This is a genomic window from Nocardiopsis sp. NPDC055879, from assembly GCF_053615935.1.
Genome location: NZ_JBSHCT010000008.1, coordinates 30,344 through 54,316, shown reverse-complemented (window position 1 = coordinate 54,316; position 23,973 = coordinate 30,344). Strand labels below are relative to the sequence as shown.

20 protein-coding genes are annotated in these 23,973 nt (G+C 69.4%); 7 read left to right on the top strand and 13 right to left on the bottom strand.

The features are described from left to right. Window positions 1-78 precede the first annotated feature (78 nt). Window positions 79-1,893 (top strand): AMP-dependent synthetase/ligase, encoded by a 1,815-nt coding sequence (locus tag ACWGKS_RS11130; protein ID WP_358513483.1) that lies wholly within the window; start codon window positions 79-81, stop codon window positions 1,891-1,893. Between the two features lie 107 nt (window positions 1,894-2,000). Continuing rightward, window positions 2,001-2,771, top strand: a complete 771-nt coding sequence (locus ACWGKS_RS11125; RefSeq protein WP_452522491.1) for a winged helix-turn-helix domain-containing protein — start codon at window positions 2,001-2,003, stop codon at window positions 2,769-2,771. On the opposite strand, the gene ACWGKS_RS11120 is transcribed toward ACWGKS_RS11125, so the two are convergent. From ACWGKS_RS11120 to ACWGKS_RS11100, 5 genes are read right to left on the bottom strand one after another with little or no spacing between them, the layout of a single operon-like run. Further along, complete coding sequence (locus ACWGKS_RS11120) at window positions 2,740-3,732, bottom strand: ABC transporter permease (RefSeq protein WP_452522489.1); 993 nt, start codon at window positions 3,730-3,732, stop codon at window positions 2,740-2,742. The genes ACWGKS_RS11125 and ACWGKS_RS11120 overlap by 32 nt on opposite strands. After that, a complete protein-coding gene (locus ACWGKS_RS11115; RefSeq protein ID WP_358513477.1) occupies window positions 3,729-4,700 on the bottom strand; it encodes an ABC transporter permease in 972 nt (323 codons plus the stop codon). Before ACWGKS_RS11115 ends, ACWGKS_RS11120 begins: the two co-directional genes overlap by 4 nt. Beyond that, a complete protein-coding gene (locus ACWGKS_RS11110; protein ID WP_358513475.1) occupies window positions 4,697-6,232 on the bottom strand; it encodes a sugar ABC transporter ATP-binding protein in 1,536 nt (511 codons plus the stop codon). The genes ACWGKS_RS11115 and ACWGKS_RS11110 overlap by 4 nt, the downstream gene beginning before the upstream one ends. After that, window positions 6,222-7,328, bottom strand: coding sequence for an ABC transporter substrate-binding protein (locus ACWGKS_RS11105; protein ID WP_452522486.1), 1,107 nt, complete (start codon window positions 7,326-7,328; stop codon window positions 6,222-6,224). Before ACWGKS_RS11105 ends, ACWGKS_RS11110 begins: the two co-directional genes overlap by 11 nt. Before the next feature lie 25 nt (window positions 7,329-7,353). Further along, complete coding sequence (locus tag ACWGKS_RS11100) at window positions 7,354-9,648, bottom strand: AbfB domain-containing protein (RefSeq protein ID WP_358513471.1); 2,295 nt, start codon at window positions 9,646-9,648, stop codon at window positions 7,354-7,356. Window positions 9,649-9,908: 260 nt separating this feature from the next. Here ACWGKS_RS11100 and ACWGKS_RS11095 point away from each other — a divergent pair, with 260 nt between their 5' ends. After that, on the top strand, window positions 9,909-10,928 hold the full coding sequence (locus ACWGKS_RS11095) for a LacI family DNA-binding transcriptional regulator (protein WP_358513469.1): 1,020 nt from the start codon (window positions 9,909-9,911) through the stop codon (window positions 10,926-10,928). A 20-nt stretch (window positions 10,929-10,948) separates the two neighbouring features. Here ACWGKS_RS11095 and ACWGKS_RS11090 read toward each other — a convergent pair whose 3' ends face one another. Further along, window positions 10,949-11,836, bottom strand: a complete 888-nt coding sequence (locus tag ACWGKS_RS11090; protein WP_358513467.1) for a LysR family transcriptional regulator ArgP — start codon at window positions 11,834-11,836, stop codon at window positions 10,949-10,951. Between the two features lie 84 nt (window positions 11,837-11,920). Between ACWGKS_RS11090 and ACWGKS_RS11085 the strand changes: the two genes are divergently transcribed. Further along, entirely contained in the window at window positions 11,921-12,607 is a 687-nt protein-coding gene (locus tag ACWGKS_RS11085; RefSeq protein ID WP_452522483.1) for a LysE/ArgO family amino acid transporter, read from the top strand. A 35-nt stretch (window positions 12,608-12,642) separates the two neighbouring features. Here the strand turns inward: ACWGKS_RS11085 and ACWGKS_RS11080 are convergent, their stop codons facing one another. Both ACWGKS_RS11080 and ACWGKS_RS11075 read right to left on the bottom strand, forming a co-directional pair. Further along, window positions 12,643-14,466, bottom strand: coding sequence for an ABC transporter ATP-binding protein (locus tag ACWGKS_RS11080; protein WP_358513463.1), 1,824 nt, complete (start codon window positions 14,464-14,466; stop codon window positions 12,643-12,645). Next, the gene (locus ACWGKS_RS11075; RefSeq protein WP_452455554.1) at window positions 14,456-16,243 is read right to left on the bottom strand and encodes an ABC transporter ATP-binding protein; all 1,788 of its coding nucleotides are present in this window, start codon (window positions 16,241-16,243) and stop codon (window positions 14,456-14,458) included. Before ACWGKS_RS11075 ends, ACWGKS_RS11080 begins: the two co-directional genes overlap by 11 nt. A gap of 283 nt (window positions 16,244-16,526) precedes the next feature. On the opposite strand from ACWGKS_RS11075, the gene ACWGKS_RS11070 reads away from it, so the two are divergent. Together ACWGKS_RS11070 and ACWGKS_RS11065 are read left to right on the top strand one after the other, a co-directional pair. Continuing rightward, window positions 16,527-16,736 (top strand): hypothetical protein, encoded by a 210-nt coding sequence (locus ACWGKS_RS11070; protein ID WP_358513459.1) that lies wholly within the window; start codon window positions 16,527-16,529, stop codon window positions 16,734-16,736. Further along, a complete protein-coding gene (locus ACWGKS_RS11065) occupies window positions 16,733-16,999 on the top strand; it encodes a type II toxin-antitoxin system RelE family toxin (protein WP_358513457.1) in 267 nt (88 codons plus the stop codon). The genes ACWGKS_RS11070 and ACWGKS_RS11065 overlap by 4 nt, the downstream gene beginning before the upstream one ends. 49 nt (window positions 17,000-17,048) lie before the next feature. Here the strand turns inward: ACWGKS_RS11065 and ACWGKS_RS11060 are convergent, their stop codons facing one another. From ACWGKS_RS11060 to ACWGKS_RS11050, 3 genes are read right to left on the bottom strand one after another with little or no spacing between them, the layout of a single operon-like run. Next, window positions 17,049-17,915 (bottom strand): carbohydrate ABC transporter permease, encoded by an 867-nt coding sequence (locus ACWGKS_RS11060; RefSeq protein WP_358513455.1) that lies wholly within the window; start codon window positions 17,913-17,915, stop codon window positions 17,049-17,051. Window position 17,916: 1 nt separating this feature from the next. Further along, window positions 17,917-18,804 (bottom strand): carbohydrate ABC transporter permease, encoded by an 888-nt coding sequence (locus ACWGKS_RS11055; RefSeq protein WP_358513453.1) that lies wholly within the window; start codon window positions 18,802-18,804, stop codon window positions 17,917-17,919. Next, a complete protein-coding gene (locus tag ACWGKS_RS11050) occupies window positions 18,801-20,072 on the bottom strand; it encodes an ABC transporter substrate-binding protein (RefSeq protein ID WP_452455555.1) in 1,272 nt (423 codons plus the stop codon). Before ACWGKS_RS11050 ends, ACWGKS_RS11055 begins: the two co-directional genes overlap by 4 nt. Window positions 20,073-20,314: 242 nt before the next feature. On the opposite strand from ACWGKS_RS11050, the gene ACWGKS_RS11045 reads away from it, so the two are divergent. Beyond that, entirely contained in the window at window positions 20,315-21,334 is a 1,020-nt protein-coding gene (locus tag ACWGKS_RS11045) for a LacI family DNA-binding transcriptional regulator (protein ID WP_358513449.1), read from the top strand. Between the two features lie 5 nt (window positions 21,335-21,339). Here ACWGKS_RS11045 and ACWGKS_RS11040 read toward each other — a convergent pair whose 3' ends face one another. Then, window positions 21,340-22,455, bottom strand: coding sequence for a CobW family GTP-binding protein (locus ACWGKS_RS11040; RefSeq protein ID WP_358513447.1), 1,116 nt, complete (start codon window positions 22,453-22,455; stop codon window positions 21,340-21,342). Window positions 22,456-22,628: 173 nt separating this feature from the next. After that, window positions 22,629-23,858, bottom strand: a complete 1,230-nt coding sequence (locus ACWGKS_RS11035) for an FAD-dependent monooxygenase (RefSeq protein WP_358513445.1) — start codon at window positions 23,856-23,858, stop codon at window positions 22,629-22,631. Window positions 23,859-23,973 lie beyond the last annotated feature (115 nt).

Genomic DNA, 23,973 nt, shown 5'->3' with positions numbered 1-23,973 from the left:
TTTCCCTTGAAAACCGAAAGGACTAGGGTGATGTGTGTCCCAAGTCACACATCGAGGAAGTCGCCCCCAGGAGTACACATGACCTCCGTTCCCGGCACCGCGGACGCCCCCACGAACCGCACCCTTCCCGAACTCCTCCTGAGCAACGCACGCGATCACCCCGATCGCCCGGCACTGTCCTGGCGCGAACCCGGTGCCACCGACTGGACCACCCTGACCTGGGCGCGGGCCCACGACACCGTCGTCGCCCTGGCCGAGGGTTACGCCTCGCTCGGCGTCCGAGCCGGCGACCACGCCCTCATCATGATGGGCAACCGGCCCGAACACTGGCTCTCCGACCTCGCCCTGGTCCAGGCCGGGGCCGTCCCCACCACCGTCTACTCCACCTCCGCCGCCGAACAGATCACCCACATCGCCCGGCACAGCCGGGCCCGCGTCGCCGTCGTCGAGAACACGGAGGTGGCCGCCCTCTGGGAGAGCCTGCTCAAGGACCCCGACACCCCGTTGGAGCGACTGGTCGTGGTCGAGGGCGCCGATCCCGACCGAGGCCACACCCCCTACGCCACCCTCACCGCGGCGACCCCCTCGGGGGCTGCCGACCGTTGGCGCGACCGCGTCCCGGACGACCTCGTCACCGTCGTCTACACCTCCGGCACCACCGGCGACCCCAAGGGCGTGGCGATCTCGCACCGGCGGGTCCTGGCCCAGGCCGGTGCCCTGGACGCGGCCCTGGAACTCCCGGAGTTCCCCGACCACGTCTGCTACCTGCCACTGGCCCACATCGCCGAGCGCATGCTGAGCGTGTACATGCCGCTGGTACGCGTCTCGCACGTGTGGATGTGCGCCGACCCCACCGCGGTGGTCGGGGTCCTGCCACAGGTACGACCCCCGCACTTCCTCGGGGTGCCGCGCGTGTGGGAGAAGTTCGCCGGAGCCGTCCAGGCGGTCCTGTCCTCCCTGCCCGAGGAGAAACGCACCGCCATCGACCAGGCCCGGGCGGTGGCCACCGAACACGTCGAACGGCTCGAACGCGACGGCGAGGTCCCCGCCGAACTGGCGGAACGCTACCGGCGGGCCCACTCCACGGTCCTCGAACCACTGCTGGCCAAGATGGGGCTGGACCGGGTGCTCCTGCCCTCCAGCGCCTCGGCGCCCATGCCCCTGGAGGTGGTCCGTTTCTGGGCCTCCCTCGGCATCGTGATCATGGACGTCTGGGGCCTCACCGAGTCCGTGGGCGTGGCCACCATGAACGTTCCCGAAGCCGGGGGGTTCCGGCTCGGCTCGGTCGGTCGCCCCATCGAGGGCGTCCAGATGCGTCTGGGAGAGGACGGTGAGGTCTTCCTGCGCGGGGCCTCCGTCTTCGAGGGATACCTGGGGGCGGACGGAACCGTCCGTCCCGACACCGACGCCGACGGCTGGTTCGCCACCGGTGACGTGGGCCGGGTCGACGAGGACGGCTTCCTGTGGATCACCGACCGCAAGAAGGAGATCATCGTGACCTCCGGCGGCAAGAACGTGTCGCCGGCACTGGTGGAGAACACCCTCAAGGAACATCCGCTGGTCGGCCAGGCCTTCGCGCACGGTGATGGCCGCCCCTACCTGGTGGCGCTCATCGTGCTCGACCCCGAACTGGCCCCGCTGTGGGCCGCCTCCAAGGGGATCGAGGCGACGGGGGAGGAACTGGCCGCCCACCCGGAGGTCATCGCCGAGATCGAAGAGGCCGTGATGGCGGCCAACGGTCGCCTCAACCGCGCCGAACAGATCAAGCGGTACCGGGTGTTGTCACGGGAGTGGGGGCCGGAGACCGGTGAGCTGACCCCCTCTCTCAAACTGCGCCGCCGCGTGGTGGCCGAAGGTCACGCCGACGAGATCGACGCCCTCTACGAGGACTGACACCCTCCGGCCCGGCCGCCCCGGGGCGGCCGGGCCTCGGCGAAACCCGCGTCGTCCCAAGGGGAACGCAGTATCCTCAAGGACTCGACCCCCTTTGGAGACGGCACATGAGCGTGTTCCCCTCACCCGACGACTCCGAACAGATCATCACCGTCCAGCAGGACTACGACGGTGACACCCCCATGGACACCCACCACCTGGAGACGGGGGAGTCCCGCACCTTCGGACGTGGTGGGCGCAACCGTCAGGTGGACATCCCGTTGGCCGCAGGCGACCGGGCGGTCTCGCGGGTGGCGGGCGAGATCGTCTCGCACGGGGACCACTGGCGGATCAGCAACCTCAGCCCCACCAAGTCCTACGTCGTGGAGAACACCGAACGGCTCGCCGGGTTCGTCCAGGTCCCGCCGCACACCCAGGGCATGCTGGTGCCCTTCGAGACCTCCCGGGTACTGGTCCCCGGAGGCCAGGGCGAGCACGGGTTCCTGGTGATGGCGCCCGCCGCGTGCAGCAGCGTGCTGGTGCCCTCCGGGGAACCGTTCATGGAGGCCGACACCACCGACACCCACGCCGAACGCACCGACATCCGCAGCTTCCGGATCGACCGTCTGCACACCTACTACCGGGTGCTGGCCGCCTTCTGCGAACCCCGCCTGCGCGACCCGGGCACCCGGTACACGCCCACCCAGCACCAGGTCGCCGAACGGCTGAAGCTGTCCAAGGCCGCGGTCAATTCCCACATCGACTACCTGCTCAAGAGCAAGTTCCGCGTGGAACCGGAGGACGCCCGCCAGGGGCAGGACTGGCGGGTGGACATGCTCACCGAGAAGGCCCTGCACTTCGGTCTGGTCACCGAACGGGACCTGTCGGTCCTCCCCTGAGCCGGCTTTGGATCAACACCACCACGACCAGGAACAGCCCGCTGACGACCTCCTGGAAGGCCGAGGTCAGCGTGCCGACCGCGTTGATGATGTTCTGGATGACGCCGAGCAGGAGCACGCCGCCCAGGGTGCCGGCCACGAACCCGTAACCGCCGGTCAGCAACGTCCCGCCGATCACCACCGCGGAGATGGCCTGGAGTTCGATGCCGATCCCGAAGATCGTCACGCCCGACCCCAACCACAACGCGTTCAGCGCGCCCGCCGCCCCCGCGCACAACCCGGAGAACGTGTACACGGCCACCTTGGTGCGCGCCACCGGAACGCCCATGAGCGCGGCGGTCCGTTCGTCGCCGCCCACCGCGTACACGTGCTGGCCCGCCGTGGTGCGGCGCAGTACCAGGCCGCCCACGAAGAACAACGCCACCACCAGCAGGAACGAGTATCCCAGCACGCCGAAGAGCCGGCCGTGCACCAGCGGGGCCAACGCCAGCCCCTCCGGCACCAGGTAGGTGGTGTTGCCCTCGTCGGAGATCGACAGCATCAGCCCCCACGCGCCCAGCATGGTCGCCAGGGTCACGATGAACGGGGCCAGCCCCGCGCGGGCGATCAGCACCCCGTTGAGCAGGCCGATGAGCCCGCACACCACCAGCGGCACCACCAGCAGCGCCAGGCTCCCGTACTGGGACGCCCACGCCGCGGACACCCCGCCGAGCGCGAACACCGTGCCCACCGACAGGTCGATCCCGCCGGTGACGATCACGAACGTCATGCCCAGCGCGATGATCGCCAGGAACGAGGCGCTAACCAGCACCCGGTTCAGGTTGCCCAGGGCCAGGAACCCGTCCAGGGTCATCCCGGCCACCGCCACCACCAGCAACAACACCAGCAGGGCGCCGTGCCGTCGCGCGAGTTCCCGCCAGGGGATCGAGGCGACCGAAGCCTCCTTCGACGTGGTGATCATGTCCTCCCTCGATCCCGGGCCAGGTAGACGGCGGCGATGATCACCGCGGTCTGCGCCATCTGCGTCCACGACGGCGGCAGGTCGTGTTTGATCAACGTGGCCACCAGCAGTTGCATCAACACCGCGCCGGCGACCGTTCCGGCGATCCGCACCCGCCCGCCGGTCAACGGGGTGCCGCCGACCACCACCGCGGTGATCGCCGACAACTCGATGAGCACGCCCACCGAGTTGGGATCGGCCGCCTGCAACCGGGCGGTCACCAGGACCCCGGCCACGGCCGCCAAGGCGCCGCACAACGCGTACACGCCCAGCAACACCCGGCGCACCGGCAGACCGGACAGCTCGGCCGCGCGCCGGTTGCCACCGACGGCGACAAGCCGACGGCCGAACACGGTGCGCCTGACCAGGAACGCCACCAGCGCCACCAGCAGCGCCGCGATCCACACCAGGTAGGGCACGCCCAGGAACGACCCCGAGCCCAGGGCCCGTAGCCCCGGGTTGCGGATCCCGTCCAATTGCGGCAACAGCACCAGCGCCACACCCCGGCCGCCGATCATCATCGCCAGCGTCGCGATGATCGCCTGGATCCCCGCGAACGCCACGAGCACGCCGTTGACCGCACCGGCCAACGCGCCCACCACGATCGCGATGAGCACCGCCACGATCGGGCCGTATCCCAGGTACAGGGAGATCACCGCCGCCGACAGCGCCATCACCGAGCCGACGCTCAGGTCGATGCCGCCGGTGGCGATCACCAACGCCATGCCCAGCGCCACGATCAGTACCGGGGCGACCTGCACGGCCTGGGTGCGGAAGTTCTCCAGCGACAGGAAGTTGGGAGTGAACACGATGTTGAACAGCACGATCAGCGCCACGCCGACGTACACGCCGTACTCCCGCGACCAGCGCAGGAGCCGGTCCCCGTCCACCCGACCTCGAGCCGGCCGGGTCGCGGTGTCCGGGCTCACCTTCCCTCACCCCCGTCCGGCCCTTGGGCGATCGCCGCCATCAGGGCGTCCTCGGTGACCTGAGCGCCCGCCAACTCACCCACCACCGCACCGTCCTTGAGCACCACCACACGATCGGCGCCCGCCACCAGTTCCTCCAGGTCCGAGGAGATGAGCAGTACGCCCAACCCCTCCTCGGCGAGCTCGTCGACCAACCGCTGCACCTCCGCCTTGGCGCCCACGTCGATCCCGCGCGTGGGTTCGTCGAGCAGCAGCACCTTGGGGTTGAGCGCCAACCAGCGCGCCAACAGAACCTTCTGCTGGTTGCCGCCGGACAGCTCCTCCACCTTCTGGTGCGGGCCCACGGCCTTGATGCGCAGGCGTTCCATGAACACCCGCACCACCTCGTCCACCCGCTTCTCCGCCACCAGCCCGAACCGGCTCAACCGAGGCATCGCGGCCAGCGCGATGTTCTCCCGGATGGACAGCCCCGGCACGATGCCCTCGTGCTTGCGGTCCTCCGGCAGCAGACTCACCCCGGCTCGGATCGCGGCCGGGACGGACGAACCGCGCTTGAGCGGGGTCCCCACCACCGACACGCTCCCCGCGTCCAGCGGCAGGGCCCCGGCGATCGCCTTCGCGGTCTCGGTGCGCCCGGATCCCAACAGGCCGCCGAGCCCGACGACCTCGCCGGGACGGATGGTCAACGACACCTCGCGCAACCGGTGCCGGGCGGTGAGCCCCTCGGCCTCCAAGGCCGGGGTGCCCGCCCACGCCTCCCGTTCACCGGAGAAGGTGGTGGCGCCCTCGCGCTCCACCCGCTCCATGTCCCGGCCCAACATCAGGGACACCAACCGCAACCGGCTCAGGTCGGCCATCGCACCGGTGTGCACCGCCCGACCGTCCCGCAGCACGGTCACCCGGTCGCACACCCGGTACAGCTCGTCCAACCGGTGACTCACGTACACCACGGCCACGCCGTCCTCACGCAACCGGTCGATCACCCCGAACAGGGTCTCGACCTCTCGCGGCTCCAACGACGACGTGGGCTCGTCCATGACGACCACACGGGCGTCGGCCGACACCGCGCGCGCCAACGCCACCATCTGCCGGGCGCCCATGGACAGTGAACCGAGCGGGCGCCGCACGTCCACGGCCACTCCGTATCCGCGCAGCGTCTCGGCGGCCCGATGATGCATGCGCGTGAAGTCGATCAGCCCGAACCGCTTGGGCTCACGCCCCAGATACAGGTTGCGGGCCACGCTCAGCAACGGCAGGAGGTCGACCTCCTGGTAGATGGTGGCGATCCCGGCGCGCTGCGCGTGCAGAGGGGTCGTGAAGCGGGCGGGTTCGCCGTGGTGCCACATCTCCCCGCCGTCGGGACGGTACACGCCCGTCAGCACCTTGATCAGGGTGGACTTGCCGGCGCCGTTCTCACCGACCAGCGCGTGGACCTCACCGGGCCGCAGGGTGAGGTCCACCCCGTCCAGGGCCAGGACACCCGGGAACCGTTTGGTCAGCCCACGGGTGTCCAGGACCGGACTAGTACGCATTGCCGAGTTCCTCCTCGGCGTTGGCGGCGTCGTACTCGCGGTCGGTGATGATGAGGTTCGTCCCGACCTCCTCACCGGCGCCGAACGCCTCGGCGGCCTCGAACGCCAGTGGACCGAACCGCGGGTTCGACTCGATCACCGCGGAGATCCACCCGTCGACGATGTGCTCCACCGCCGCCTCCGTGCCGTCCACGGTGACGATCGCGACGTCACCCGGTGCCTTGCCCGCGCCGTTGAGCGCGGTCACGGCACCGATGCCCATCTCGTCGTTCTGCGCGTAGATCCCGTCGATGTCCGGCTCGGTCTGGATGAGCTGCTCGGTCACCGACTGGCCGCCCTCACGGGTGAAGTCGCCGGACTGCTCGAACACGATCTCGATGTCGGGCGCCTCGGCCTCCAACCGCTCCACGAACCCGTCGGTGCGGTCCGTGGTGACGTTGTTGCCGGGCGCGCCCAACAGGATGGCGACCTCGCCCTCCCCACCGAGCGTGTCGATCATCTGGTCGGCGGCCCGTCGGCCCTGCTCCACGAAGTCCGAGCCGATGAAGGTGACGAAGTCGGCGCAGGCGGTGCCGTTGATGGGCCGGTCGATGGTGATGATCGGGACCGAGGCGGACTCGGCCGCGTCCAGGACCGGCTTCCACCCGTCGGAGTTGAGCGGGGCGATGATGAGCACCTCCGCGCCCTGCGACATCAGGTCCTGCACGTCGCTGATCTGCTGGGCGAAGTCCGACTGGGCGTTGGAGGTGATGAGGTCGACGCCGCGCTCCTCGGCCTCGTCCTTGATCGACTGCGTCTCGGTGATCCGGAACGGGTTGGACTCGGCCTCGGACTGAGAGAACCCGACCGTCTTGTCGGTCAGGTCGAACGCCTCGATGCCGTGATCGGCGGCGCTACAGGTCTCGTCGCCACTGGCGGCCTCGTCCAGGACCTGGGCCTGGCCCTCGCCGCCGCCCTCGTCCGCCGCCGATGGGGCGGTGTCGTCCTCTCCCCGGGCGCAGCCGGTGGCGGCCAGGGTCAGGGCGGCGCACACGGCCGCGGTGGTGAGCAGGGCGCGGCGTGGGCCGCGAGGGGGGATGGGGTGCTGTTCGTTCATGGTCGTTCTCCGCCGGTGCGTCGGATCAGGGGGTCCAGGGGTCTTCGACGGACCAGGTCACGTCGTGGTCGTAGTTCTCGGAGGTGTCGCGGTCCTCCCCGGCGCCGCCGGCCCCGGACAGCCACAGCTCGGACTCGTAGTGGCGCAGATACCGGTCGGGGAAGTTGTAGGAGCGCAGGGAGACGCCCTCGCCGCCGAGACCGGGGACCGCGCACCAGGTGGCGTCCTGGGCGAACAACGTGCTGTCGTCGGAGGGATCTCGGTGCACCCGCGACTCCTTGTGCCGCAGGTACTCGCCCGGGAAGTTCACCGACTCCACGGACACGCAGGTGTCGTCGGCGAGGCCCGGCACGAAACGCCAGGTGGCGTCGGCGCGGGTCTCCTCGGAGCTGGAGCCGTCGACCGGGGTGGTCACGCCCAGCCCCTCGGAGTGGGCCAGGTAGCGGTCCCGGTGGTCGGGTGTGGTGACCCGCAGTGACAGGTTCTCCTCCAACGGCACGTCGACGACCCCGCCGACCGGTTCACCGGACAGCAGTCGCTCGTGCGCGGTGGCGATGACCTCCGGGTCGACCTTCAGCACCCTTCGGTCGTAGGTCCAGAACCCGTTGAGTTCGGTCTCCACGTCGGTGATCTCGGTGTAGATCGCCGCCGACAGCCCGTGCGTGCGTTCCAGGCGCTGCACGCCCGCCATCAGACCGGAGTATCGGGTGGCCAGCGACTCCCCGTCGGTGATGTCCTCGTAGCCGAACCCGTCGCCCGGGCTCCACTCGTGGCCTTCGACGGGCAGGTTGTAGCCGCCGAACTCGCCCAGCACCGAGACGCGGTCCTCCTCGGCCGGGGCGGGGTCGCCGGGGCCGACGTAGATGTGGGAGTCGACGATGTCGCCGTTGCCGGTGTCGTGCCAGCCCGAGGCGCCGGTGACCAGGCGGGAGGGGTCGGAGTCCTTGACGTCCTGGGTGATCCGGGCGTCCTCGTCGTACTGGCCCCAGGCCTCGTTGAACACGATCCAGTTGACGATCGACGGGAAGGAACGGTGTTCGTCCACCAGGGCGCGCAACTCGGTCTCGAACTGCTCACGCCCCTCCTGGCCGGGGTCGCCGGACATCGACGGCATGTCCTGCATGACCATCACACCGAGCCGGTCGGCCCAGTAATACCAGCGGTCCGGTTCCACCTTCACGTGCTTGCGGATGGTGTTGAAGCCCAGGTCCTTGTGCGACTCGATGTCGAAGCGCAGGGCCTCGTCGGTGGGCGCGGTGGAGATGCCGTCGGGCCAGTAACCCTGGTCCAGGGTGCCGACCTGGAAGACGTACTCGCCGTTGAGGAGGGGGCGGGTCACCCCGTCGACCCGTCCCACCTCGATCGAACGCATACCCGTGTAGCCGGCGACCCCGTCGCCCGAGTCCAGTGTGACGTCGACGTCGTACAGGTAGGGGTCGTCCGGGCTCCACAGGTGCGGGTCGGGGACGTCCACGGTGATCGCGGAGTTCGTCGCGCCGGTGGCCGAGCCGACCTCCGCGCCCTCGGCGTCGCGGACCGTCACCGTGGCGGTGGAGTCGTCGGAGCCGGCCGCGTTCACGACCACGTCCAGTCGTTCGCCGGGCACGTCCGGGGTGATGTCCAACCGGGTGACGTGGGTTTCGGGGACCGGCTCCATCCACACGGTCTGCCAGATACCGGTGTGGGTGGTGTACCAGATACCGCCGGGCTCCAGGCGCTGCTTGCCCACCGGCTGTTCACCCGCGTCGCCGGGGTCGTACACCCCGACGATGATCTCGTTCTCGCCCTCTCGGAGGGCGTCGGTGACGTCGAAGGAGAACTTGTCGTAGCCGCCGGTGTGCGAGCCCACGGAGGTGCCGTTGACCCACACCCGAGAGTCCCAGTCCACGGCGCCGAAGTTCAGCAGGACCCGGTCGCCGTCCCAGGAGTCGGGGACCTCCACGCTGCGCCGGTACCAGACCCGGTCGTGGTGTTCCTGTACGCCCGACAGCGCGGACTCGATCGGGTAGGGGACGAGGATCTCGCCGTCCAGGTCGGTGTCGAACGGGGGCTCCTCGCCCTCCTCCGCGGGCGCCCACTGCCAGGTTCCGTTGAGGTTCTCCCAGTCCTCGCGGACCATCTGCGGGCGCGGGTAGTCCGGAAGGGCGTTGTCGGGGGAGACCTCGTCGGTCCAGGGGGTCGTCAAAGGGAGTTCGGGTCGCGCGCCGGCGGGGGAGGCCGACAGCGCGGAGAGGGTCAGGATCGCGGCCAGAACGGGGGCGGTCGCTCGGACCCATGGACGTCGGCCGGGGATGGGGGTGCTGACGGGGGGTTGTCGCATGTGGGTTCTCCGTGTCGAGGTGCGGGCCGTGAGTGGTCCGCGCATTTACAACGTGGGAAACCTGACTTGGCGATGATGAGAACACGAACCGAGGGCTCTGTCCAGACCCTTAATCGAAACTCGTGGAACACCGATGTGACAGCGGAATCGGGCTCCCCGGCACGGCTGGGCAGGGCCGGCGCCCGTGTTGTATAACGATGGAAAGGACACCGAACAAAGGTCACCGATCCCGGGCGCCCCGTCCGGCGGAGGAGGAGCGCGTGGGTATCAGCCTGAAGGACGTCGCACAGCGGGCGGGGGTGTCGATCAAGACGGTGTCCAACGTGGTCAACGGCTACCGGCACGTCACACCCCAGACCCGCCAGCGCGTCCAGCGGGTCATCGACGAGCTCGGATACCGGCCCAACCTCACCGCGCGCCACCTGCGCAAGGGGCGGACCGGGATGATCGCCCTCGCCCTGCCCGAGCTCGGCAACCCCTACTTCGCCGAACTCGCCGACGCCGTCATCGAGTACGCGGGCGGCCTTGAGTACATCGTTCTGCTCGATCACACCGGCGGCCGTCGCGACCAAGAGGTCCTGTTCGCCCAGGGGTTCCGCGCCAGGGTCATCGACGGACTGATCCTCAGCCCCATCGAACTGGAGAACGAGGACCTGCTCGCCCGCGACAGCGACGCGCCCCTGGTCCTGCTCGGTGAACGCCAGTACGACGCCCCCTACGACCACATCGCCATAGACAACGTCGCGGCCGCCCGCACCGCCGCCGCCCACCTGGTCGAGCTCGGCCGCCGCCGAATCGCCTTCCTCGGGGCACGCCACGGCCGTGCCCGCCAGACCGCCCACCTGCGACTCCAGGGATGGCGCGAGGTCATGTCCGAGACCGGGCGCCCCACCGGCGAGGAGTTCATCGCGGTCACCGACGGCTACACCCGCGAGGACGGTGCCCAGGCCATGGCCCGCCTCCTGGACTCAGGGGTCCGCCCGGACGCGGTGTTCTGCTACAACGACCTCATCGCCATAGGCGCCATGCGCACCCTCGGTACCCGTGGCCTGCGCGTCCCCGAGGACGTCGCCGTGGTGGGCTTCGACGACATCGAGGACGGGCGCTACTGCGCCACCACCCTCACCACCGTCGCCCCCCACAAGCGCGGCATCGCCCGCGCGGCCACCGACGCCCTACTGGAACGCCTCGCCGCCGGCACCGGCAACGCCATCGAACCGAGGCGGCTCCAGCCGGGCTTCGCGTTGATCACCAGGGAGAGCACCGCCGGCAAACCCTGACCGGGTCGGTGCCACCGACGTCACATGGGGTGGAGGTGGAGGGCGGCTTCGGCGCGCACGCATTCGGTGATCCGGTCGAGCAGGGGCGAGCGCAGGTTCCAGCGCTGCCAGAACAGTCGCACCTCCACCGGGTGTTCCGGGGCCAAGGCCACCAGCCGCCCGCTCTCCAGGTGCGCCCGGCACTGCTGTTCGGGGACGGCGCCCCAACCCAGGCCCAGCAGCACCGTGCGGGCGAAGTCCTCCGAGGCCGGGATGTAGTGGCGCGGCCCCGTCGAGCCCTCACCGGTCAGGTCCCGTAGGAAACGGTCCTGGAGTTCGTCCTTGCGGTCGAAGTTCACCACCGGCGCCGCGTTGAGCCCTTCGACCCCGCGCAGCCCGTGGCGTTGGGCGAACTCCGGGTGGCACACCGCCTGGTAGCGCATCACGCCCAGACCCCGGACCGAACATCCCTGCACCGCCTCGGGGGTGGAGGTCACCGCGGCCATCACCGAACCCGAACGCAACAGGCTCGTGGTGTGCTCCTCGTCCTCGCGGTGGATCTCGAACACCGCGCCGAGTTCGGCCGGCAGTTCGGCGAGGGCTTCGAGGAACCAGGTGGACAGGCTGTCGGCGTTGACCGCGAGCGGCACGTGGTCGCGCCGCTCCTCTCCGCCCTGGCGCAGTTCGGACAGCACCTCCCGGTCCAGCAGCAACACCTGACGCGCGTAGCGCAGCACCGCGTCGCCGGCCTCGGTCGGGGTAACCGGGTTGGTCCGCCTCACCAGTACCTTGCCGGCGCTCTGTTCCATCGCCCGGATCCGCTGCGACACCGCGGACGAGGTCACGTGCAGCCGTTCGGAGGCGGCCTCGAAGGTGCCCTCGTCGATCAGCGCGGTCAGCGTGCTCAGATGGTCGAACTGGAACGGCATCCGCGGCCTCTCCTAAGCGTCCCTTAAGCCTTCTAAGAAACTTTAGCTTTACTGCGGACCCGTGGTCGGGGGAGGCTACCGGACGTGAACGAAACGCTCTTTCCCGCACTTCTCGGCCTGGGCACCGGGCTCGCCCTCATCGTCGCGATCGGCGCGCAGAACGCCTACCTCCTGCGCCTGGGCATCGACGGAAACCCCCGCACGGTTCTGGCGGTGGTCCTGGTCTGCGCGTTCTCCGACGCGATCCTCATCGCCGCCGGTGTGGTCGGCATCGGCGGCCTGGTCCAGGCCATGCCCGCCGCGCTCGTGGTGATCCGGATCCTCGGCGCGGGCTTCCTCATCGTGTACGGGTTGCTCGCCGCGCACCGGGCACTGAAACCGGGAGCGGCGCAGACGCTGGTTCCGGCGGGGCCGGAGCCCGAACCCGTGCGGGACGGCGGCGCGGTGACCACACTGCGAACCGGCACCCGTACGCGCTCTGCGTCGAGTGCCGCCGTCCTCACCGCGCTGGCCCTGACCTGGCTCAACCCCCATGTGTACCTGGACACCGTGGTCTTCCTGGGCTCGCTCGCCAACCAGCAGGTCGGCGACGCCCGCTGGTGGTGGTCGGCCGGGGCGTTGACCGGCAGCTTCGTGTGGTTCTTCGCCTTGGGGTTCGGGGCCCGGCTGCTGCGTCCCTTCTTCGCGCGCCCCGGCGCCTGGCGGGCGCTGGACGGGATCATCGCCGTCCTCATGCTCGCCCTGGGCGTCCGCCTGGCCCTCGGCGTCTGAGCGTTCGTCGACTCAGTGCCCGAAGGCCCCCGCGCTCACGACGAGGACCGGTTCTCGCCCGTGCTCCGGACGCGATAGGCGCGTGCCTGGATTCCGTACAGCTCGGCGTAGCGCCCATCGAGTTCCATGAGGTCGTCGTGGGTTCCCCGCTCGATCACCCGTGCCCCGTCCAGGACGACGATGAGGTCGGCCATGCGCACGGTCGAGAACCGGTGGGAGACCAAAAGCGTGAGATGGTCCCGGCCGCGGAGGGCGCGGGCGCGTTCCGCGTACCGCTCGAACAACAGGTGCTCGGTCTCGGCGTCCAACGCGGACGCGGGTTCGTCCAGGAGCAGCAGCAGGGGGTGGTCGCGCATGTAGCCGCGGGCGAGCGCGACCTTTTGCCACTGGCCCTCGGACAGCTCCACCCCTTGGGCCCACGTGTTGCCCAGCTGTGTACTCAGTCCTCGGGGGAGCCGCTCGACGAGGGCACCCGCGTCCGCGCGCTCGACGGCCCGCTCGACCGCGTCCTCCTCCTCGGCCCGGGGCAGGTCGCCGAGGCCGATGGAAAGACGCAGCGGGTACTCGAAGCGGGCGAAGTCCTGGAAGGCGCCCGACAGCCGCTCGCGCCATGTGTCGGCCGCCATGCCGGCCAGGTCTTGCCCGTCGACGAGGATCCGCCCGGAGTCGGGTTCGTACATCTTGGCCAGTAGCTTGACCAGCGTGGACTTGCCCGCCCCGTTCTCGCCGACCACGGCCACCACCGCGCCCGCCGGCAAGTGCAGCGAGACCTCCTCCAGGACGGGTCGGTCCGTCCCCGGATAGCGGAACGACACCCGGTCCAGGGTGATCCCGCCGCCCACCCGCTCCGGCGCGGACACGACGCCCCGTCGCTCGGCGGCCGAGGCCAGTTCCTCCAGCCACAGCAGGCGGCGGCCCCCTTCCAACCAGATGGTGCGCAGGAAGTGGACCTGGCCCAGGATGTGGCCGATGTACTGGGCCAGTCGGCTCCCGGCGGTGAGCAGCAGGACCACCTGGGCCGCCGAACCGGTACCCAGGGACACCCAGACCAGCGCGCACACGAACGCGCCGGCGAAGACCGTCAGCGCCGCCGCCTGCCACGCGGCGGTGACCCACCGGGCCCGCGCCATGATCCGATGGCGCGCCTCCCAGGCCCGGTGACGACCTTCCCGAACCCGCTCCCGTGCTCGACCGACACGGAGTTCGCGCCCGGGTGAGGCCTTCGTGCCGAGTAGGAAGAAGTGCCGCGCCAAACGCTCGTGGTGGCCGACCCTTTCCTCCAAGGCGTGCTCCGCCCCTCCGCGCCAGTGGGAGACCAGGCTGGTGGGCACGGCGAACAGGCACAGCAGACCGAGCAGGGGATGGATGGTCATCAGCAACGCCGTGGTCAGGGCCAGGCGCAGGATGGCGCCCACCGCCTTGAACAGGTACTGGTAGACCTCGCTGAGCGTGTCCGCGTGGTCGCGCAGGAGTTGGGCGCGGTCGACGTAGGTGGGGCGTTCGTGGTGTTCCAGGGAGGGGATGCCGCCCTGCAACCGGACCACGTGCGCTTCCATGAACACGGCGGCGCGGTCGGCGAAGCGGCGGTCGGCCCGCTCGCTCACCACGCGCAGCAGCCAGCTCAACGCGGCCAGCGCGCCCAAGGCCACCGCGGCCACGACCATGTGGCTCCCCGCACCGGAGATCACCGCGTCGATGAGCCAGGCCAGGGCGATGGCGATCAGGACGTCGGGCAGGGCCGCGCCGACGGTCGTGACGAACGCGACGGCGATGAGCCCGGGGGAGGCCGCCCAACCCAGGCGCAGCGTTCGGGCCAGCGCCCGCCAGGACGAGGGCAGCGGGTGGTCCTCACTCGACACGGTCGGCTCCGTCCTGTTCCTCGTTGAATCGCGCGGCCTGGAGACGGAAGAGCCGCGCGTAGGTGCCCTTCAGCGCCATGAGTTCGTCGTGGCTTCCGAGCTCCACCACCCTGCCCTCGTCCACCACGCAGATCCGGTCGGCCCTTCGGACCGTGGAGAAGCGGTGGGAGATGAGGATGGTCGTGCACCCCCGGGTGGCCGCCAGGACCCGGTCGAAGACCTCGGCCTCCCCGCGCACGTCCAGTTGGGCGGTGGGTTCGTCCAGGACGACCACGCCCGCGCCCTGGTGCACCGCGCACAGCACACGGGCGAGGGCGACCCGCTGCCACTGTCCACCGGACAGGTCGGTGCCCTTCGAGTACCCGGGGGAGAGCACGGTCTCCACGTCGCGCAGGTCCGTGGCGCCGGCGATCGTCAACGCTTCCTGGACCTCCTCGGGGGAGGCGCCCAGCGGGGCGACGTTGTCCTTGAGCGGCAGTTCGTAGCGGATGAAGTCCTGGAAGATCGCGCTGACGCGGCGGCGCCACGATTCCAGGTCCAGGTCCCTCAGGTCCGTGCCGTCCACCTCGATCGTTCCCGAGACCGGGTCGTAGAGCCGGCACAACAGCTTGACCAGGGTGGACTTGCCCGCCCCGTTGACGCCGACCACGGCCAGCGAACTTCCGGCCTCGACGGTGAGGTCGAGACCGTCCAGGACCGGCGCCGACCCGCCGGGGTAGGAGAACCCCACGTCACGGAACCGGATCTCGGAGGTGGGCGTGCCCTCCGCCGGTTCTCGCCCGGAGACCACCGAACGTGCCGCGGCCGTGGTCGACATCGTCCGCTCCACACGAAGCACCGACGCCACGGCGTCGGTGGCCAGGGACAGGGCCCAGTTCAGGCCGCCGAAGGCCAGCGCGCTCGCGCCGACGGCGGCGTAGGCGAAGGTGCTCACCTGCCCCGGGTCGATGGCGCCCGACGCGGCGTCGCGGCCCAGGGACCAGAAGAACAGCCCTCCCGAGACCACGAGTACCGCCACCGCCCAGCGCATCGGTTTGCGTCGTAGCCGGGTGGCGTGCCAGCGCAGCTCGACGAGGTCGCGCCGGTCCGCGGCGAAGCGCTCCGTCAGCCGGCTCGCCAGGCCGAAGAGCCGGATCTCCTTGGCGGCGGGGGAGTCCACCGCCAACCGGTAGGAGTACTCGGCTCGGCGTTGGGCGTCCAGGACCTCGCCGGTATCGCGGTCCCACTGTGAGCTCTCGCGCAACAGCCAATGGGTGGAGAGCCAGGCCCCGCCGACCAGGAAGGGGGCCCACCAGGCGTAGCCGGCCAGGACGACCGCCTGGGCCAGGCCCGCCACGGCCTCGACCAGCCCGCCCGCGATGATGCCCATGGACAGGTGCAAGGGTGGACCGGTCATACCGAGGTCGAAGTCCCGCGCGGCGGTCAACTCGTCCATGTGCGCGCGGTCCTCCAGGTGCTCGACACCGTCGGGGGCGTTCGCGGCGGCCAGGAGCCGGTCGTGCAGGCGGTCGGAGACCTGTTCGCCCAGCAGGGAGCCGACCTGGGTGTGCAGGGGCGTCATGACCTGCATCAGGACGAAGACGACACCGATCAGGATCAACGGCGTACGCAGCGATTCGTCACCGGCGACCGCGCCGACCAGCATGCCGACCGCCACGACGAACACGGCGGGAAGGATCCCCTGGACCAGGATCAGCGCCCACCACGTCACGGTGAGCCGACGATGCGATCGCCACAGTGTGGCGAAGAAGAGCAGGTTCTTGGCAGGGGTCGACACCCTGGGACACCGACCTTGGGGTGAGGGGGCGGAAGCTCGGCGAAGTGGAGCCTACGGCGGCCCCGAACGGAGTATCAATCGATTTTCCCCGCCCCGATACCGCGAACCAGGGTTCGAAACCGGGGGGACTGAGCCTCGAAGTTGCCTAGGATGGACATGATATGCAGTGTTCCCCGCGCACGTGGGGATGGCCCATGCACAGATGGTTCAACGACATCGAGGTCGAATGCCTGTTCCGCACATGGGTCCTTCGCAGTCGCCATCCAGATGTGGAGGGAACGCCATGACCGCGATGCCAGTGGACCCTGAGGGCACTCCTGGGGTGGGTCGGGATCTCACCGGATACGTGCTCGTGCCTGCGAGTTGGGTCGAGCACTATGAGCGGCTTCTCGAAGAACATGACGACGCTGAAGCAGTGCGGATCTCAGAAGATGTGAGAGCCGGCAGAGAAGAAGTCTTCGACCACGACGAAGTGTGGGGAGACGAGGAGTGAGCCGGTACGAACTGCGATACACCCACGCAGCCCGTAAAGGCATCAAGAACCTTGATGGATCGGTTCGTAAGCGTGTGCGCCGAGCGATCGAAGCTCTGGCTGAAAACCCTCGGCCAGAAGGTCGTGTCCAGATCAAGGGACAGACCGACATGTGGCGGATTCGAGTTGGTGGTTATCGTATCCGTTACGAGATCGACGATGATGTGCTCGTGGTCTTGTTGCTGAAGGTCGCGCCTCGAGGTGGTTTCTACGACGACCTGTGATGCGGAGAGGGGGCGCCTCCGAGTCCCGTGTTCGGTGCGCCCCCTCGGACTACTTTCCGAACCCGGCGGCCAACCCACCGAGCAACTGTCTGCGGCCGAACAGGTACAGGGCGAGGATGGGCAGGGACGACAGCACCACGGCCGCCATCAGCCCGGGGACGTCGGTTCCGTACTGGGTCTGGAACGCCCACAACCCCAGCGGTAGGACCCGCGTGGACTCGGACTGGGTCAGCACCAGCGGGAAGATGAAGTTGTTCCAGGCGTTGAGGCCCACGAAGATCGCCACCGTCATCACGCCCGGCCGCGACAGCGGCAGCACCAGACGCAGGAAGACCTGACGGTTGGTCGCCCCGTCCAACGCCATCGCCTCGTACAACGACCCGGGCACGTCGCGCAGCGAACTGGTGAGCACCAGGATGGAGATCGGCAGGCTGAAGGCCGCCGTGGGCAGGATGACGGCGATGAGGGTGTCGTACAGGTTCATCCTGGTGATGAGCAGGTACACCGGGATGATCACCGCCTGGGCGGGCACCGCCAACCCCAGCAGGAACAGCGAGAAGGTCGTGGCCACGACGCGGCTGCGACTGCGCACGATGCCGAACGCCGCCGGGACCGCCACGAGCAGCACCAGGCCGACCGCGCCGAGTGCCACGACGAGGCTGTTTCCCAGGAACCTCAGGAACCCCACTTCGAACACGTGGAGGTAGTTGTCGAAGGTGAGGCTGTCGGGGATGGCCAGCGGCCCCTCCGACATGTAGTCGCCGGAGCCGCGCAGGCTGGTGGCGATGAGGAAGTACAGCGGGATGGCGACGATGACGAGCCAGAAGGCGGCGCCGAGCCCGGACCAGTAGGAGGGGCGTCCGCCGGATCGACGACGCCGCCGGGGAACCGGCCTGTCCTTCACGTTCGGGGCCATGTCAGATGCCCTCCCTCTGGCTGGTCATGCGGGAGTATCCGGTCACGCGCACGACCAGCAGCGACATCCCGGTTCCCAGGACGACCAGCACGACCGCGATCGCGCTCGCGTAGCCCATCTCGAAGGAGACGAAGCCCTGGGAGTACATGTACAGGGGCAGGATCCGGGTGGCGTTGCCCGGGCCGCCGTTGGTCAGCAGAAGGACCGTCTCGAAGTAGGTCATCGACCCCACGATCATCAGCACCGACGAGGCGATGATGGTGTGGCGCAGTTGCGGGACGGTGATCCTCAGGAACCGTTGGAACGGGGAGGCCCCGTCCAGTTCCGCCGCTTCGTAGAGCGACCGGGGCACCTGACGGGCCGCTGCCTGGTACAGCAGCATGTGGAACGGCAGGAACTGCCACAGCACGATGAACGCGATCGCGTACAGCGCCAGGGTCGAGTCGCCCAGGATGTTGCCGTTGAACCCGAACAGCGGTCCGATCTGGCCGGGCAACCCGTAGTGGGGTTCGAGGATGGCCTTCCAGAGCAGGGCGATGGCCGCGGTGGACAGTAGCAAGGGCAGGAAGAAGATCGAGCTCACCACGGCCCGGGACTTCTGGGTGCCGGCCGCCCACGATCCGAAGGCCAACGCCATCGGTGTCTGGGTGGCCCAGCACAGCACGGTCAGGAACAGTGTGATGCCCAGGCTGGATCGCACCTGTTCGTCCTCGCCCAGACGGACCCAGTTGTCCAGACCCACCCACGCGGGGGTGCCGAGCCCGCTCCAGTCGGTCAGGCTCAGGTACAGGACGATCAAAACCGGGCCCAGTCCGAACAGGCCGAAGAACAGCAGGGCCGGAGCGACCCAGACGAACCCGGGCCGCTCCGTGGTGTGGGTGGACCTCACAGGAAGGACTCCATGTCCTCGGCGAAGTCTTCCGGAGTGGTCTCGCTCAGGAAGAGCAGCTGCAGGTTGGTCAGCAGGGCCTCGGCGGCGGCCGGCGGGATGGCCTGGTCCCAGGACTGGGTGAAGCTGGGGGCTTCGGAGACCATGCCGTGGGTGAAGACCGCGAAGTCCGCGTAGTCGCTGCCGGCGAGCTGGTCCTCGATGCCCTCGACGGCGGGCACCTGGCCGGCGTCGATCAGACCGGTCACGTACTCGTCGGAGGTGACGGTCTCCACCAGGAAGTCGACGGCCGCGTCGGGGTTGAGGCTGTCGTTGTTGATGGAGAAGTAGTTGCTGGGGTTGCCGACGACGGCGCCCTCCTCGCCCTCGCCGCCCTCCACCGTGGGGAAGGGGACATAGCCGAGGTCGCCGCCGGAGGCGAAGTCGGGGTGGTTCTCCTGCTGCTGGGACAGGTCCCAGCTGCCCATCAGGAACATCGCGGCGTCACCGTTGGCGAGCATCGCCGAGGCGCCGCCGCCGTCGTAGTCGATGGAGGCGAAGTTGGGGCCGAACGCGCCCAGTTCGACGAGTTCCTGGCACTTCTCCATGGCCTCGATCATGGCGGGGTGTTCCCAGGCGCCCTCTTCGCCGTCGACCACGGCCTGGAAGACGTCGGGGCCGCCGATCCGCTCCACCAGGTAGGACAGCCACATCAGTTGGGTCCAACCCTGGGCACCGGGCAGGACGATCGGGGTGACCTCGTCCTGCTTGAGGACCTCGATGGCCTCCAGCAGCTCGTCGTAGGTCTGCGGGGCCTCCAACCCGGATTCTTCGAGGACGGCGTTGTTGGTGAAGAGCACCACCGGCTGCATGCCGAGCATCGGCACCCCGTAGTAGCCGTCCTCGATCCGGGCGACGTCCAGGACGCTGGGCAGGAACGAGTCCCGGAACTCGGGGTTCTCGTCCAGGGCGGTGGTCATGTTGAACACCTGGCCCTGGTCGACGTACTCGCTGAGGTTGCCGCCGCCCCAGTTGAAGAAGACGTCGGGGGCGTTGGGGGAGCCGAGGGCGACCTGGAGGCGCTGTTTGTAGGCGTCGTTGACGAAGGTGACGAGCTCGGAGTCGATCTCGGCGCCCTCGTTGTAGGAATCCATGGAGGCCTGGAGGACGTCGTTGACGGCCGCCTCCTCCAACGCCCAGACCTGGAGGGCGTCCTCCGACATTCCGGGTCCGGAGGATCCACAGGCCGTGGCCACCAGGGTGAGGGCCAGGGCGGTACTTCCGATCACGCTTATCCGGTGAGTGCGACTCATGGCGTGGACACCGTTCTCTGGTCGAACATGGGGGGGCGACCGAAAGCTTCCGAAATGTTTCCGATAGCTTTCGGGATGCTTGACGCTAAGTCGTCCACCAAGAGACGTCAAGGGGAGCACGGGTTTCGAGGAGGTTACGGTGTGGGGTGGCGAAATGTTTCGGGCTACAATCCGCTGAGCGGACCACGGGACCTCGATCCCCGACGTTGAGGAGGCATATGGCGAAGAGACGACCCACCCTGGCCGAGATCGCGGGGGAGGCGGGGGTCTCCGTCTCCACCGTCTCCAAGGTGATCAACGGACACATAGACGTCGCGGCCGACACCCGACGTCAGGTGGAACGATTGCTCGAACAACACCGCTACCAGCCGCGCAGGCATCGGGGCAGGCGGACGGTCGGCCTCATCGACCTGGTCTTCCTCGACCTGGGCAGCCCCTGGGCGATGGAGATCCTCACCGGCGTCGAGGAGGTCACCCACGAAGCCGGGTTCGGCATCGTCGTCTCGGCGGTGCACGACCGCAAACGCAGCCGTCCGGGCCGCAAGTGGCTGGACAACATCCAGGCCCGTCACTCCGACGGCGTGGTCCTGGTGCTGTCCGAACTCTCCACGCAGCAACAGGCGCAGCTCGACGCCCTGGGCATCCCCGTGGTGATCGTCGACCCGATAGGGGACCCCGCACGCGGCGTCCCGGCCGTGGGCGCCGCGAACTGGGACGGCGGGCTCACCGCCACCGAGCACCTGATCGCGCAGGGCCACCGGCGGATCGCCACCATCGCGGGCCCCGCACACGTGATGTGCAGCCGGGGGCGCGTGGACGGGTACCGCAGCGCCATGCGCAACGCGGGCCTGCCCGTCCTGGACGGCTACGTCACCCACGGCGACTTCATGGCCGGCACCGGCAAGGAGCTCACCGAGGCGCTGTTCGAACTGCCCGAGCCGCCCACCGCGATCTTCGCCGGTTCCGACCAGATGGCCCGGGGCGCCTACGAGGCCCTGCACGAACGTGGCCTGAAGGTGCCCGACGACGTCTCCGTGGTGGGCTTCGACGACCTGCCCGAGGCGCGTTGGGCGATCCCGCCGCTGACCACGGTCCGGCAACCGCTGCGGGACATGGCGCAGATGGCCACCCGCATGCTCATCGACCTGGTCGGCGGCGACGTCCCCGAGACCACCCGGGTGGAGCTCGCCACCCGCCTGGTGGAACGCCACAGCACCGCGCCGCCCAAGGACGCCTGAGCGGGTCAGAGCGCGTCGGCGAAGGGGTCATCGGCCGGCGTCCGACCCGTCTCCTCCTCGGTGACCAGGCAGGAGTCGAGCAGTTCCACCAGGCGTTCGGCGTCCAGGTCCACCCCGGTGAACGCCAGGTGCTGGCGACGGTCGCCCACCACCGGGTCCCAGTCCAGGAGGGCCGAGGCACGGCGGGTCTCGCCGACCAGGTCCAACGCCGCCTCGGGCAGGGCGTGCAGCCAGGGGCCGCCGCTCTCCAACAGCAGGGCGTCGTTGTAGGCGTTCCACACCAGGAGGGTGTCGGTGCGGCCGGCCAACCACACCCGTCCACGGCCGCGCAGCCCGAAGGAGACGATGCGCTCCATCGCCTCGCGCAGGCGGCCCGGGTGCAGGGGGCGTTTGCGGGTCCACACCACGGTGGAGACCCGTTCGTCGGACCGACCCGTGTACTGGGCCCAGACGGGGTCGAGCCGGTTGCGCGCGCGGTCCGGGTCGAAGCGTCCCCCGGTGAGGGCGACCAGACCACCGCCGGGCGGCACCACCACGGCGGCCGGGTTCAGATGTTCGAGCAGCGCGCGTGCCTCGTCGCGGTGGCGGGCGCCGTGCAACACCAGCACGGTCGGGTATTCGACCTGGTGGGACAGGACCTCGGCGACCGCGCGCTGATCCTCCACGGCGATCCCCAGGGAGCGGTCGGCGAGGTCGTCGTGGCCGGACAGGTCGGGGAGCAGCCGGTCGGAGTCGACCGCGGTCACCACGGCGGCCAGGAGCAGCCTCGGGTGGTCGGCCAGGACCTCGCAGACCCCACGGGGTTCGATCCCGTCGAAGGTCTCCACGACGACCATCGTGTGCTCGCCGCGCTCGGCCAGTTCCTCCAGTGTGGGGACGAGGTCCCGACGCAGGGTGCAGGAGGCGCACAGGTGGTCGAGTTCGACGCGGTCGTGACCCACCGGCCCCCATCGGTCGCGCAGCACGCGGTACACGGTGCCCTCCGCGATGCCGTCGAGGTCGTGGTGGACCGCCAGTGAATCCGGGACCGCGGTGATGAGGTCGTCGACCGTACGGTGGCGGGCGGCGCGGTGGAGACCGGAGACGACGACCACGCGCAGGGGAGAGGAGACGTCGGACATGGGGCGGAACCTCCCAGCGACGGAAACGATAATCATTATCGTAAACCATGCGTGGGTGTCCGAGGACAGGATCCGGTGGCCGCGGAGTTCCGGTCGGGATCGTCCACATCGTCCAAGGCGAACGACACGGCCGACCAGGAGACCCCGCGGCCGTCGCGGCGTCCCGGCGGGGATCAGGCGGCTCGCGCCTCGAACATGGTGGCGTAGCGTTCCAGGGCGAACTCGTCGCCCACCGGGTCCTTGGCGGGCTGGAAACCCAACTTGTTCATGAGCCTGGCGCCACGGGACAGGGCGGCCTCGGCGCGTTCGCGCATCCACATCTCGTACGGTTCGACCTCCGGGGCGCCGGTCTCCACCGACTGCGGCGCCACCGCCTGGGCCTCCCGCACCGTGGGCCGCACCGCCGCCTCATAGGAGAAGTACGCCCGATCGTGGTCGCCGTCTCCGTAGGCGAGCTCACCGGCCAGGGCCAGGGCGCCGATCAGGGCGGTCCCGGGACCGTGCCCGCTCAGCTGGTCCGGACAGTAGGCGGCGTCCCCGACCAGGACGACTCGGCCCTTGGACCACAGGTTCATGCGCACCTGCGTCGAGGAGTCCACCGTCACCTCGGTCTCGCGCATGGCCTCCAACAAGCGCGGCATGCACCACCCGTCCGCGCCGAAGTACTCCTCCACCACGCGGTGCAGGGACCCCTGGTCCAGGCTTCCCGGGCGCACCGGGAAGCGGTCGCGCATCATCAACACCACGTACAGGCGTTCGTTGTCGGGCAGGGTGGCGGCCACACAACCCCGGTGCGGCCAGGTGTGCCAGGACAGGGAGTCCCGGGTGCCCAGCACGTTGGGCGCCTCGAAGGTGGCCACGTTGGCCTCCAACCGGCGCAGGTGGTTCTCGTCGGGCCCCTCGAAGGCCAGTCGTCGCACCGGGGAGTACAGGCCGTCGGCGCCCACCACCAGGTCGAAGCGACGGCCCTGGGCCCGGGCGAAGGTGACGTCCACCCCGTTCTCGTCCTGGGTCAGGCCGGTGACGGTGTCGCCGTCCATCCGTTCGACGCGGGCGTCGGGGAGGCCGTCGGTCTCCTCCCGCAGTACCCGGACCAGGTGGTCGTGACGGACCATCACGGATCCGGGGTCGAAGGGAAGGAGGATGGGGGCGGTACGACCGCTGATGTGGTTGCGGATCTGAGTGTGGTTCGCGCCCAGGGCACGGACCCTTCCTCCCAGACCCATGCGGTCCAGGAGTTCCATGCCGCGCCGGGATACCTCGACGTGGTCGCCCTCGGCGCGAGGGCCCGGGGCCGAATCGACGATGGTGGGAGTGAAGCCCTTTCGGGCCAGCCAGAGAGCGAGCGCCGAACCGGCGACACCGCTTCCCGAGACGAGGATGTTCCTGTTACAGAACGGCACGCGATCCTCCGTGTGCAAAGTCGGCCGGGATCATCCACCCGGTCCGAGAAAAGCCGATAAAGGCGGGGATCCACCCCGAGCATCCCCCGTGGGTGCGCACCGCACACGCTCAACA